The sequence below is a fragment of the Pseudomonas sp. ASL8 genome (assembly GCF_056680355.1).
Window position 1 is genome coordinate 4,937,807 of the sequence record NZ_CM155278.1, and the last position, 12,824, is coordinate 4,950,630.

At 58.7% G+C, this 12,824-nt stretch carries 7 protein-coding genes; all 7 read right to left on the reverse strand.

Features of this window, described 5'->3' with window-relative positions; genetic code table 11:
* Positions 1-25: 25 nt before the first annotated feature.
* The 7 genes from AC1MEA_RS22745 to tpx all read right to left on the reverse strand — a co-directional run bounded on the left by AC1MEA_RS22745 (position 26) and on the right by tpx (position 12,782).
* Positions 26-772, reverse strand: a complete 747-nt coding sequence (locus AC1MEA_RS22745) for an SDR family oxidoreductase (RefSeq protein ID WP_219060158.1) — start codon at positions 770-772, stop codon at positions 26-28.
* A gap of 80 nt (positions 773-852) precedes the next feature.
* Entirely contained in the window at positions 853-2,955 is a 2,103-nt protein-coding gene (locus AC1MEA_RS22750; RefSeq protein WP_480417491.1) for a putative bifunctional diguanylate cyclase/phosphodiesterase, read from the reverse strand.
* Positions 2,956-3,138: 183 nt separating this feature from the next.
* Positions 3,139-4,608: an efflux transporter outer membrane subunit gene (locus AC1MEA_RS22755; protein WP_480417492.1), complete on the reverse strand. Its 1,470-nt coding sequence runs from the start codon at positions 4,606-4,608 to the stop codon at positions 3,139-3,141.
* The gene (locus AC1MEA_RS22760; protein ID WP_480417493.1) at positions 4,605-7,712 is read right to left on the reverse strand and encodes an efflux RND transporter permease subunit; all 3,108 of its coding nucleotides are present in this window, start codon (positions 7,710-7,712) and stop codon (positions 4,605-4,607) included. The genes AC1MEA_RS22755 and AC1MEA_RS22760 overlap by 4 nt, the downstream gene beginning before the upstream one ends.
* Entirely contained in the window at positions 7,709-10,819 is a 3,111-nt protein-coding gene (locus AC1MEA_RS22765; protein ID WP_219060162.1) for an MdtB/MuxB family multidrug efflux RND transporter permease subunit, read from the reverse strand. Before AC1MEA_RS22765 ends, AC1MEA_RS22760 begins: the two co-directional genes overlap by 4 nt.
* Positions 10,816-12,120: an MdtA/MuxA family multidrug efflux RND transporter periplasmic adaptor subunit gene (locus AC1MEA_RS22770; RefSeq protein ID WP_219060163.1), complete on the reverse strand. Its 1,305-nt coding sequence runs from the start codon at positions 12,118-12,120 to the stop codon at positions 10,816-10,818. Before AC1MEA_RS22770 ends, AC1MEA_RS22765 begins: the two co-directional genes overlap by 4 nt.
* A gap of 161 nt (positions 12,121-12,281) precedes the next feature.
* Entirely contained in the window at positions 12,282-12,782 is a 501-nt protein-coding gene (gene tpx / locus AC1MEA_RS22775) for a thiol peroxidase (protein ID WP_480417494.1), read from the reverse strand.
* Positions 12,783-12,824: the final 42 nt, after the last annotated feature.

The window sequence follows — 12,824 nt, forward strand, 5'->3', positions numbered from 1 at the left end:
CGCTCGCGTCAAGCACCCCGCGACGCTATCGACCGCCACCCAGATCAATAAACGTCCCCGTGGCGTAACTGGCTTTTGCCGACAGCAGCCAGATGATCGCCTCGGCCACTTCCTCCGCGCAGCCACCGCGCCCCATGGGAATGCCAGGTTCAAGTTTGCTGACCCGATGTGGATCGCCGCTCAAGGCATGGAAGTCAGTAAAAATATAGCCCGGTCGCACCGCGTTGACCCGAATCCCCTCACCCGCCACTTCCCGCGCCAGGCCTAGGGTGAATGTGTCCAGCGCGCCTTTGGAGGCGGCATAGTCGACGTATTCTCCCGAGGCCCCGAGGCGGGCTGCGACCGAAGAGACGTTGACGATGCTGCCACCTTTGCCGCCATGACGTGGCGACATACGCAGCAAGGCGTGCTTGGCGCACAGCATCGGTCCGACCACGTTGGTTTTCATCATTCGGAGCATGCGGAACTCGGACATTTCTTCAACCCGGGAGGCCTCCGCAACGGTGCCCGCATTGTTGACCAGTGCCGTCACAGGCCCCAACTCGGCGTCGATCCGGGCGAACAAACCGATAATTTCGTCTTCATCGCTGACATCTGCCTGCACCGCCATCACCTGCGCCCCGAGCTTGCGAATGTGTGCGCACACCCGCTCGGCCGCTTGATGGTCGGAGAGATAATTGATGCAAATACGATACCCCTGCTCTGCGGCAAGCAAAGCAGTTGCAGCCCCGATGCCACGAGAGCTGCCGGTGATGAGAAGAACTTTTTCCATGGGTGAGCTTCCGATCAATCGCTAATGGTGGTCAGCCTAGCGCAGGCTTGGGGTGAGAGAAAGCCATGATCCGACACTGATCACGCTTCATCAAGCACACGCTTAGCCCCCTCTTTGCGCTTCGCCTGACTGATATGTGCCATAAAGCGTTCCGCCGGCAACGGATGACCTAAAAGAAACCCCTGTAGGGAGTTGCAGCCGAGTTCGGTCAGAAAGCTTTGCTGCTTATCGGTTTCGACGCCCTCGGCGACGATGCGTAATCCAAGTGCCTGGCCCAGGGCGACTATCGCCGAAACGATCGCCGCGTCGTCGCTGTCGTGCTCCAGATCGCGAACAAAGCCCCGGTCGATCTTCAATTCGTTAGCGGGCAGGCGCTTGAGGTACATCAGGCTGGAATAGCCAGTACCGAAGTCGTCGATGGACAGGTCCACACCCATCTCCGACAGTTGTTGCAGCACGGTCATGCTGACGTCGGCGTCACTCATGGCGGTGGTTTCGGTGATTTCCAGGGTCAGGCTGTTCGCCGGCAGACGGTGTAACGCCAAGGCCTTGGCGATGCTGGTGACCAAATCGTTATGGCAGAACTGCAACGCCGAGAGGTTCACCGCAATCCGCCAGTGGGTATAGCCCTGATCATGCCAGACGCGCATTTGCCGACAGGCCTCGTTGAGCACCCATTCGCCAATCGGAATAATCAACCCGGTCTTTTCTGCAAGCCCAATGAACGTGTCTGGCAGCAGCAACCCCAGCTGCGGATGATGCCAGCGCAGCAAGGCCTCCGCGCCTAATGGCAGGCCACTATTGGCATCAAATTTTGGCTGGTAATACAAGCAAAACTGTTCTTGTTTGAGCGCCCGACGCAAGTCCTGCAACAGCTGCAACTGGTTGCGTGCATTGGTGTTCATTGACGCATCGAAAAAACAGTAACCGTTTTTCCCCGAACCTTTGGCGTGGTACATCGCGGCGTCGGCGTTCATCAGCAGTTCATGCTGGGTCTGGCCATTGCCGGGGTAAAGGGCTATGCCGATACTCGCGGAGACTTGCAAGCTATGATCGGCGACCATGAAGGGCTGGGCGATCAAGGCCACCTGGCGGGCGGCGATGCTCGAGGCGTCTTCTGTCTCGCTCAGTTCGACCAGCAGGATAAACTCATCACCACCGATACGTGCCAGGGTATTCTTGCCGTGCAGGTCTTCCCGCAAGCGCAGCGCGACCTGGCGCAACAGCAAGTCGCCCATATGGTGACCAAACGCATCGTTGACGGGTTTGAATCCATCCAGATCCATGAACATCAATGCAAAACAGCCGCCATGCTCGTCGACCTTGCCCATGGCTTGTTCGATACGGTCCGCCAGCAACACACGATTGGGCAGGCCGGTCAGCGTGTCGTGCAGAGCCAGCTGGGTCAATTCTCGATTGGCCACGCTCAGCGAGTTGGACAGCTCGGCAGTGCGATCCTCCATGCGCGCATCAAGGATCGACGTCAGCAAGGCAATGGTCAGGACTGCAAGGCTGGTGACCAGCACGAGCTTGTCCAGGCCATCAACCCGCAGCCCACTGCCGACAGCACCACAAAAACTGCCATCGGCAAAACCTGCCGCCGCCATACCGGTGTAATGCATGCCGACAATGGCCATGCCCATGAATACTGCGGCCCCGCCTCTAGCCAAGCGCACGTAGGGGGTTTGCCGACGCAGTCGAAAGGCAATCCACAACGCTGCCGCTGAAGCACTGACCGCGATCAGCAGGGAGCCCACAAACAACGAGGGGTCATATTCAATGCCTGGCTGCATCCGCAACGCAGCCATGCCGCAATAGTGCATGGCGCTGATTCCAGCGCCCATGACCAGCGCGCCGAAGCTCAGTTGCAGGGCTGGCAGTTGCGGTTGGCTGACCAGCCACAGGGCAAAACCGCAGGACAAAATCGCGATCGCCAGCGACATCAAGGTAATCGACAGGTCGTAGCCAAGCTCGACTGGCAGATGGAACGCAAGCATCCCGATGAAATGCATCGACCAGACGCCAATGCCCATCGCCAGCGCACCGCCGCCCATCCATAGATAAACCGCGCGACCCGTGGCGGTGGCAATGCGACCGACCAGGTCCAGCGCCGTATAAGACGCCAGGATTGCCACGAAAATAGAGATCAGAACCAGCGAGGGTGTGTAACTGCCAATAAGCATGAGCGTTCTCGTGACCGTGGCAGATGATGAGCATTCATGCCGCTGAAAGGCCGAGGATTGTACTCAACTTGTACAAAAAATCGCAGCTGGTTTAATTATTTTTTCGCGCCCACTACAGCCCGAATGCTGTGTAGGAACGGGCGCGCCTGCAATGGCGCCATTTCTGGCGCACTGCGTCATCAATCACTCTTGAATATTCAATCCGCTCTCGGCACTCCAGCCGCCACCCAACGCCGCGATCAGTTGCACGCTGGCGATCAGCCTGCTTTGCAACAGCGTCAGCACGCTTCGTTCGTTACTCAGCGCAGTGGTTTGCACGTTGACCACATCCAGGTAAGCAATAAGGCCGGCTTTATATTGGTTGTTGGTTAAGCGCAAGGACTCCCGCGCCGACATCAAGGCCTCGGTGCGCACGCCAGCCTCATCTTCGTAGACCTTGAGTTGCACCAGATAATTTTCCACTTCCTGAAAACCGTTCAACACGGTTTGACGGTATTGGGCCACCGTCTGGTCATAAACCGCTTCAGTCCGATCGACTTCCGCCGAGCGCTGGCCGCCATCGAACAGGGTCATCGCCAGTTGCGGTCCGACAGACCAGAAACGGTTCGGCAAGCTGATCCAGTTAGTGAACGTGGAGCTGCTATAACCGCCACTCATGCTCAACGTCAGGTCGGGGTAGTACGCAGCTTTGGCGACACCGATATTGGCGTTGGCCGCCATCACTGAGCGTTCGGCCGCAGCGATGTCCGGGCGGCGTTCGAGCAACTGCGAAGGCAACTCCAGCGGGATCTGCGGCAACGCGGGAATGACGGTGGTGGCCGCCAGATTGAAGTCCGCCGGGGCTTGGCCCATCAGCACGGCGATTGCATTCTCGAACTGAGCACGCTGCCAGATCAAATCGATCAAATCAGCCTGGGTGGTTTTTAGCTGGGTCTGCGCCTGCGCCACCGCATCTTTGCCGGAGATACCGGCACGGTACTGGTTCTGCGTCATGGTCAGCGAGCGCTGGTAAGCGTCGACCGTCGATTCGAGAAGGCGTTTTTGTTCGTCGATCACCCGCAGTTGCAGGTAGTTCTGCACCAATTCCGACTGCAAACTCAGCTGCATCGACGCCAGATCGGCAAGGCTCGCCTGAGCGCTGGCCTTGTCGGCCTCAAGACCACGACGCAGTTTGCCCCATACATCGGCCTCCCAACTGACACCCAGCTGAGTGCTGTACGTGTCGCGGATACCACTGCTGGAACTGGTCAGGCTCGAACTGCTGCTCCCTGTCCCCTGACTGGAGCGATTTTTACTCGCACTGAGATCAAGCGTCGGGAAGAACGCACCGCGAGCACTGCGCACCAAAGCCTTGGCCTGCCGGTACTGGGCTTCAAATTGAGCGACGGTCTGGTTTGAACTGTTGAGTTTCTCCACGAGACCGTTGAGTTGCGCATCGCCATACAACTCCCACCAAGCGCCCCGGGCCAGCGCATCGCTGGGCGCAGCCTGACGCCAGCCTTCGGCCTGTTTGAACTGCGCGGGCGTGGTCATTTCCGGCTTTTTATAGTCGGGGCCGACCGCGCAGGCGCTGAGGAACACGGCACAAAGCCCCAGACCGAGCCAACGCACAGGCCGCTGTAAAACGGGTTTGATTTGCAGGCGGTCGGTCATAGCGGAGTTTCCAAAGCAGCATCGGTGCGCACGCCACGCCATTGGTTGACGCGACGGCGCAGACGGTCGAGATAGAGGTAAACCACAGGGGTGGTGTACAGGGTCAGGATCTGGCTGAAAATAAGGCCGCCGATAATCGTCAGCCCCAGCGGGTGACGCATCTCTGCCCCTTCGGCACTGCTCAGCAGCAAGGGCAAGGCGCCAAGAATAGCGGCCAGCGTCGTCATCAATATTGGCCGTAGACGTTGCAGGCACGCGCTGCGGATTGACTCCAGTGGCGTCATCCCGGACTCACGTTCCAATTGCAGAGCAAGGTCGATCATCAGAATGGCGTTTTTCTTCACTACCCCGATCAACAGGAACAGACCCAGCAACGAGATCAGGCTGAATTGGCCACCCAGCAGATAGATCGACAGTAACGCGCCGACCCCTGCCGACGGCAAGGTCGACAGAATGGTCAGCGGGTGAATGTAGCTTTCATAGAGGATCCCAAGCACCAGATACACCACCACCAGCGCACCCAGAATCATCCACGGCTGGCTTTTCTGGGCGGCGGCGAAGGTGTCGGCTGTCCCCGCCATTTTGGCGATGACATCGGTGGGCAAGCCCACTTTGGCCACGGCGTGCTCAATGGCAGTAGAGGCTTGTTCAAGCGTCACGCCCTCCGCCAGGTCGAAGGAGATGTCTTCGGAAGCGAACTGACCGTCATGGGTCACCCGGTCATTTTCCAGGCTGCGTTCGTAATGGGTGAAACTCGACAACGGAATGCGCTCGCCTGCGGCCGTGATCACCTGAACCTGCTCGAGTGTGACCGGGTCCTGAGCGTATTTAGGGTTGACCTCCATCACCACCTGATACTGGTTGAGGCTGTCATAGATGGTGGAAACCTGACGCTGACTGTAAGCGTTATTCAGCACTGCCGTGACCATGTTCATGTCAACGCCCAGTCGTTTGGCGGTATCACGGTCCACTTGCAGGGTGACTTGTTGCGCGCCGCGACCTTCACGCCCGTCGATAGCGGTCAGTTCCGGCAATGACTTGAGCGCCGCCAGCACTTTCGGGTACCAGAGACGCAGGCTGGTCAAATCGCCGCTTTGCAGGATGTATTGGTATTGAGAGGTGGTCTGCTCGCGTCCGCCGCCGAATTGCAGGTCTTGGTCGGCCATCAGAAACAAACGGCCACCGGGAACTTGCGGCATGTTCTTGCGCAAACGCTCAATGACTTTATCGGCGGCAATATTGCGTTCCTTGATGGGCTTGAGCCGCACAATCATCGTGGCATTGTTGGAGCCACCGTTGCCGCCGATAAAACCGGCCACGCTCTCGACGGCGGGATCAGCCAACACAGCCTTGCGATAAATTTCCATCTTGGGCTGCATCACTGAAAACGAAAGGCCGTTGTCGCCTCGGATGAAGCCGATCAGTTGACCGGTGTCCTGTTGCGGCATGAACGTTTTGGGCACCACCACATACAGCGCGATGTTGACGCCAATGGTCAGCAGCAGGCTCAACAGGGTCAATCTTCGATGACGCAACACCCAGCCAAGGCTGCGGTCGTAGCCCGCAACCATCCGCTCGTTGAGGCGACGACTCCAGCGTTGCAAAAGATTTTCCCGATCTGGATCATGGGGTTTGAGCCAGCGGGCGCACAACATCGGGGTCAGGGTCAGGGACACCACGAGCGAGACGACAATCGATGCCGCCAACGTGATGGAAAACTCGCGGAACAGGCTGGCGATGATACCGCCCATAAACAGGATCGACAGGAAGACCGCCACCAGCGATACGTTCATCGACAGCAAGGTAAAGCCCACTTCCTTGGCGCCCAGGTACGCGGCCTGCATAGGCGGCACGCCTTTGTCGATGTGCCGGGATATGTTCTCCAGCACTACGATGGCATCGTCCACCACCAGGCCGGTGGCGAGAATCAACGCCATCAGCGACAAGTTGTTCAGGGAAAAACCGGACAGGTACATGACGGCGAAAGTACCCACCAGCGACACCGGGACCGCCAGCGTCGGGATCAACGAAGCGCGGAAGTTGCCGAGGAAAAAGAACACCACCAGGATCACCAGGGTCACGGCGATTAACAGGGTCATTTCTGCTTCGTGCAAGGTCGCCTTGATCACGGGCGAGCGGTCCATGGCCAGGTCCAGATTGACGCTGGCCGGTAGCACTGCCTGCAAGGCCGGTAACTGCGCCTTGATCTGCGCGACGGTCTCGATGATGTTGGCACCGGCCTGACGGTTGATTACCAACAACACGGCCTGCTTGTCGTTGAAGAAACCGGCGTTGTAGCGGTCCTCCACCGCGTCACTGACTTTCGCCACGTGACTCAGGCGCAGGGCCGCACCGTCCTGGTAACGGATGATCAGCGGTTCGTAATCCTTGGCTTTTTCCAGCTGGTCGTTCGCCTGCACCTGCCAGTTGTGCTCGGCATCCTCCACCGACCCTTTAGGTTTGCGCACGTTGGCGTTAGCAATCGTAGTGCGGACTTCATCCAGCGACACACCGTACTGATTGAGTAACTGCGGCTCGAGCTCGACCCGTACGGCGGGCAGCGAGCTGCCGCCGATCTGCACTTCGCCGACGCCGTTCACCTGAGACAGGCTTTGCGAGAGGATCGTCGACGCCAGGTCGTACAGCTGGCCCTTTTCCAGCACGTCGGAGGTCAGCGACAGGACCATGATAGGTGCCTGGGCCGGGTTGACCTTTTTGTAGGTGGGCATGCTGCGCATACCGCTGGGTAGCAAATTGCGCGAGGCATTGATCGCCGCCTGCACTTCCCGCGCTGCGCCATTGATGTCTCGATCCAGATCGAACTGCAGAATCACCCGGGTCGAACCCTGGCTCGAACGGCTGCTCATGGTGCTGATCCCGGCAATCGTGCCCAGGGAGCGTTCCAGAGGCGTCGCCACGGTGGAGGCCATGACCTCGGGGCTGGCGCCCGGCAAGCTGGCCGAGACCACAATCACCGGGAAGTCCATGTTCGGCAGGGGCGATACCGGCAGCAGACCGAAGCTGACACCGCCCAGCAAGATGATCGCCAGGCTCAGGAGCATGGTGGCCACCGGTCGACGGATGAAGGGCCCTGACAGGTTCATACGTCAGCCTGCTCCAGGCTCGCGGGCGCATTCGGTGTGTGCCCCCATCGCCTAGCCAGACGGTCGAAATACAGATAGATCACTGGCGTGGTAAACAGCGTCAGTACCTGACTGAGCATGAGACCGCCGACCATCACCAAGCCCAGCGGCTGACGCAATTCAGCGCCGGAACCGCTGGCGAGCATTAACGGCACGGCACCGAAGAGTGCGGCCATCGTAGTCATCAGGATCGGCCGAAAGCGCAGCAGCGCGGCTTCGTAAATCGCCGTTTCCGGATCGACGCCTCGATTGCGCTCCGCGTCCAGCGCGAAGTCGATCATCATGATCGCGTTCTTCTTGACGATACCGATCAACAAAATGATGCCGATAATCGCGATCATCCCCAGGTCATTGCCGCTGATCAGCAACGCCAGCAACGCACCGACCGCAGCTGAGGGCAATGTCGAGAGAATGGTGATGGGGTGAATATAGCTCTCGTACAGCACGCCGAGCACGATATACATCGTCACCACCGCGGCCAGAATCAGCAGCAAGGTGCTCGACAATGACGCCTCGAATGCCTGTGCTGCACCCTGGAATTGAGTCTGCACGCTGATCGGCATGCCAATGTCTTTCTGCACCTGATTGATCACTTCCACCGCGTTGCCCAGTGCCACGCCCGGTGCCAGGTTGAACGACATCATGACCGACGGGAACTGACCAATGTGGGCAATGGCCAACTGCGCCTGGCGCTGTTCGACCCGCGCCAGACTCGACAGTTTGACTTGAGTACCGGCAGTGGTCTTGACGTGAATCTGATCCAGAGCCTGCGGCCCGAGATCGCTGCCGGAAACCGCCTGCAACACCACACGGTATTGGCTGGCCTGGGTGTAAATGGTGGAAATCTGGCGCTGACCGAAGGCGTCGTAGAGCGCATCGGTGATGTTCGCCACACTGACACCGAGGCGGCTGGCCGCGTCACGGTCGATCAACAAATAGACCTGCAAACCCTTGTCTTGCAAATCGCTGGCGACATCGGTCAATTCTGCTCGTTTACTCAAGGCCTGAGACAGCTTGCCGCTCCACTCGGCCAACAGATCGGAGTCCGGCGACGACAGACTGAATTGATACTGGGTACGGCTGACCCGATCTTCGATTGTCAGGTCCTGCACCGGCTGCATGAACAAACGGATGCCCGACAGCGTGTCGAGCTGCGGTTGCAAGCGTTGAATGATTTGCGTGGCGCTCAGGTCGCGTTCGCTGTGAGGCTTGAGGTTGATCAGCAGGCGTCCGCTGTTGAGTGTCGCGTTATCACCGTCCACTCCGATATAGGAAGACAGGCTCGCCACCGCCGGATCTTGCAGGATGATTTTCGCCAACGACTGTTGCCGCTCGCTCATGGCGGCGAAGGACACCGATTGCGGCGCTTCGGAAATGCCCTGAATCACTCCGGTGTCCTGCACCGGGAAAAAGCCTTTAGGCACGATCATGTACAGGAACACCGTCAGGCCCAAGGTGGCAATGGCCACCAGCAAGGTCAGCGGTTGATGCTTGAGCACCCAACGCAACTTGCGGCCGTACGCGGCAATCATCCAATCGATCCAGGCCCCGCTGGCGCGATAAAAACGGCCCTGTTCCTCTGCCTTGGGCTCACGCTTGAGCAACCTGGCGCACATCATCGGCGTGAGGGTCAGGGACACCACGAGGGAAATCAGGATCGCCACCGCCAGGGTGATCGCGAACTCACGGAACAGCCGACCAACCACATCAGCCATGAACAACAATGGAATCAACACGGCAATCAGCGAAATCGTCAGTGAGATCAGGGTAAAACCGATCTGCCGCGCGCCTTTGAGCGCGGCTTGCAGTGGTGTGTCGCCCTCCTCCAGGTGTCGCGAGATGTTCTCCAGCATCACGATGGCGTCATCCACCACAAAGCCAGCGGCGATGGTCATCGCCATCAACGTCAGGTTGTTGACCGAGAACCCGGCCAGGTACATCACCCCAAATGTGCCGACCAGCGACAGCGGTACGGCAATCGACGGAATGATCGTGGCACTGACCCGACGCAAGAACAGAAACGTGACCAGGACCACCAGCGCGATGGCGATCAGCAACTCGTGCTGCACGTCAGTGACCGACGCGCGAATGGTTTGCGTGCGGTCAGTCAGGACGGTGACGTCAAGCCCGGCGGGCAGGTTATCAGTGATGCTGGGCAGCAGCGCCTTGATCCGGTCGACCACCTCGATGACGTTTGCACCGGGCTGGCGCTGAATATTGAGCAGTACGGCCTGATTTTCGTTGGCCCAGGCTGCCAGCCGCTCATTCTCCGCACCGTCGACGACCTGAGCCACGTCCTTCAGACGCAACGGTGCGCCATTTTTGTAGGCAAGAATGAGTTCCGCGTATTCCTCCGGCGACTTCAATTGGTCGTTGGCATCGAGCATCGATACCCGCGTCGGGCCATCGAAGTTACCCTTGGGTTGGTTGACGTTGGACGCACCGATCAACGTGCGCACATCCGCGAGGTTCAGGCCATTGGCGGCCAGCGCCTCAGGGTTGACCTTGATCCGTACCGCCTGACGCTGTCCGCCAGCAATACTGACCATGCCCACACCGCTGATCTGGGCGATTTTCTGCGCCATGCGCGTATCGACCAGGTCGTTAAGCTTGGGCAGCAGCATGGTTTTGGAGGTGATCGCCAGGGTCAGTACCGGGGTGTCGGCCGGGTTGACCTTGTTGTACACCGGCGGTGCTGGCAGATCCGTCGGTAAAAGGTTGGTCGCACCGTTGATCGCGGCCTGCACTTCCTGCTCGGCGACGTCCATATTGAGGTCGAGACTGAAACGCAGGGTGATCACCGAGGCACCACCGGAACTGGTCGAGGCCATTTGAGTGAGCCCTGGCATCTGCCCGAACTGCCTCTCCAAAGGCGCGGTCACTGCGCTGGTCATCACTTGCGGACTGGCGCCGGGGTAAAGCGTCAGCACGCGAATAGTCGGGTAATCCACCTGAGGCAAGGCCGAGACCGGCAACAAGGTATAAGCAATCAGGCCGGCCAGAACGATGGCCAGCATACTCAGGGTGGTCGCTACCGGACGCAGGATGAACAGCCGGGAGATGTTCATACGCGGCTTTTTTCCGCCTTATTGGCTACAGCCGACTCATCGGTACCCTTTGAAGGTTGACCCTGCAACTTTTGCACCGGCGTGGCGGGGACGTCCTTGCTATCGTTGACCACTTCCACCTCACTGCCATCGCGCAAGCGATCAGTACCCTCAAGCACGACGCGCTCGCCTTCGGCCAGGCCGCTGGTGATAACGGTGGCGTTTTCGTCGCTCGCTCCAGTCTGCAACTGGCGGATCTTGACCTTCTTGTCGCCGTCCATCACGTAGGCGAATGTCCCGTTGGTACCGAACTGGATCGCAGCAGAAGGCACCAGCACTGCGTGTTTAAGGGTGTCGGCACGCAGGCGCAGGTTGACGAACTGATTGGGAAACAGCACTTCGTCCTGGTTATCGAAACGGGCCTTGAACTTCAATGTGCCCGTGGTGATGTCGATCTGGTTGTCCAGGCTGTACAGCACGCCGGTGGCTTGCAGTTTCACGTCGCCCCGGTCCCAGGCTTCCGCCGGCAGCTTGTCGCCACTGCGAAAACGCGCAATGACCACTGACAAGTCTTTTTCGGGCAGGGTGAAATTGACGGTGATCGGTTTGGTCTGGGTGATGACCACCAGCGCTGTCGTGTCATTGGCCGCCACCAGATTACCGACATCCAGTTGGCGCAGCCCGGTTCGCCCGGCGATAGGCGCACGAATCTTGGTGAACTCCAGATTTAGTTTAGCGTCGCCCACCGCTGCCTGATTGCTCTTTATCGTGCCTTGATACTGACCCACCAGCGACGCGGCGGTGTCCAGTGTTTGCTTGGCAATACTGTCTTCGGCATACAGGCCGCGATAACGCTCCAGATCAATCTGCGCGTTCTTGAGCAACGCCTGATTGGTCAGCAACGTACCTTCGGCCTGCTCCAGCGCAATCTGGTAACTGCGTGGGTCGATCTCGGCCAGCAGGTCACCCGCCTTGACCATCTGCCCTTCCTGGAAGTTGAGTTTGACCAACTGCCCCGCTACCTGGCTGCGAACATTGATCGTGTTCATCGCTGTCACAGTGCCCAGCGCTTTGTAGTAAATCGGGAAGTCACCCACGGTGGCAGGTGCCACACGTACAGGAACCGGCCCGGTTGCACCGCCAAAACCCGGACGAGGCGTACCGCTCGTGGACTTTGGATGGGTGGCTGCCGCGCTTTTGTGTGTGGCTGAAGATGGCCACCACCACCAGCACAGGCCGATGATAATCAACAGGACTGCCAGGCTGATCAGCCAGCGACGGGAACTACGGGGGCCAGACGATTGCATGAATAAATCAACCATTGTGCGCGTGAGCTTCTACGGGAGGCTGAACAATAAGCACAGTTGGGGCCCAAGCAAAGCGCCTTTACCGGCAATTTACTTAGCGCTTACTTTCGATAAGACCCTGAAGCACAAATAAAAACGGCCCGGACGAGGCCAGGCCGTTAATGTTTTACAAAGCGTTACTTTAGAACAGCCAGAACAGCGTCGTAATTCGGTTCGTGACCGATTTCAGAGACCAGCTCGCTGTGCAGTACTTTGTCGTGTTCGTCGAGCACAACCACGGCACGCGCAGTCAGACCTACCAGCGGGCCTTCAGCGATTGCCACACCGTAGTTTTCAAGGAACTCGCGGCCACGCATCGTGGACAGGTTCTGGACGTTTTCCAGGCCTTCGGCACCGCAGAAACGGGATTGGGCGAACGGCAAGTCGGCGGAAATGCACAGCACGACGGTGTTGCTCAGGTCGTTGGCCTGGGCGTTAAACTTGCGCACGGAGGTGGCGCAGGTCGGGGTGTCGACGCTTGGAAAAATGTTCAGCACTTTGCGTTTTCCGGCAAAGTTGGCCAGGGTAACGTCAGCCAGGTTACCCGCCACCAGCGTAAATGCAGGTGCGGAGCTACCAACCTTTGGCAGTTCGCCGTTGACTTGAATAGGGTTGCCTTTCTGGGTCACTTGAGCCATGAGCTGAGTCCTTTTTAAAGGGTTTTTGGAAGAGCCGGAAGT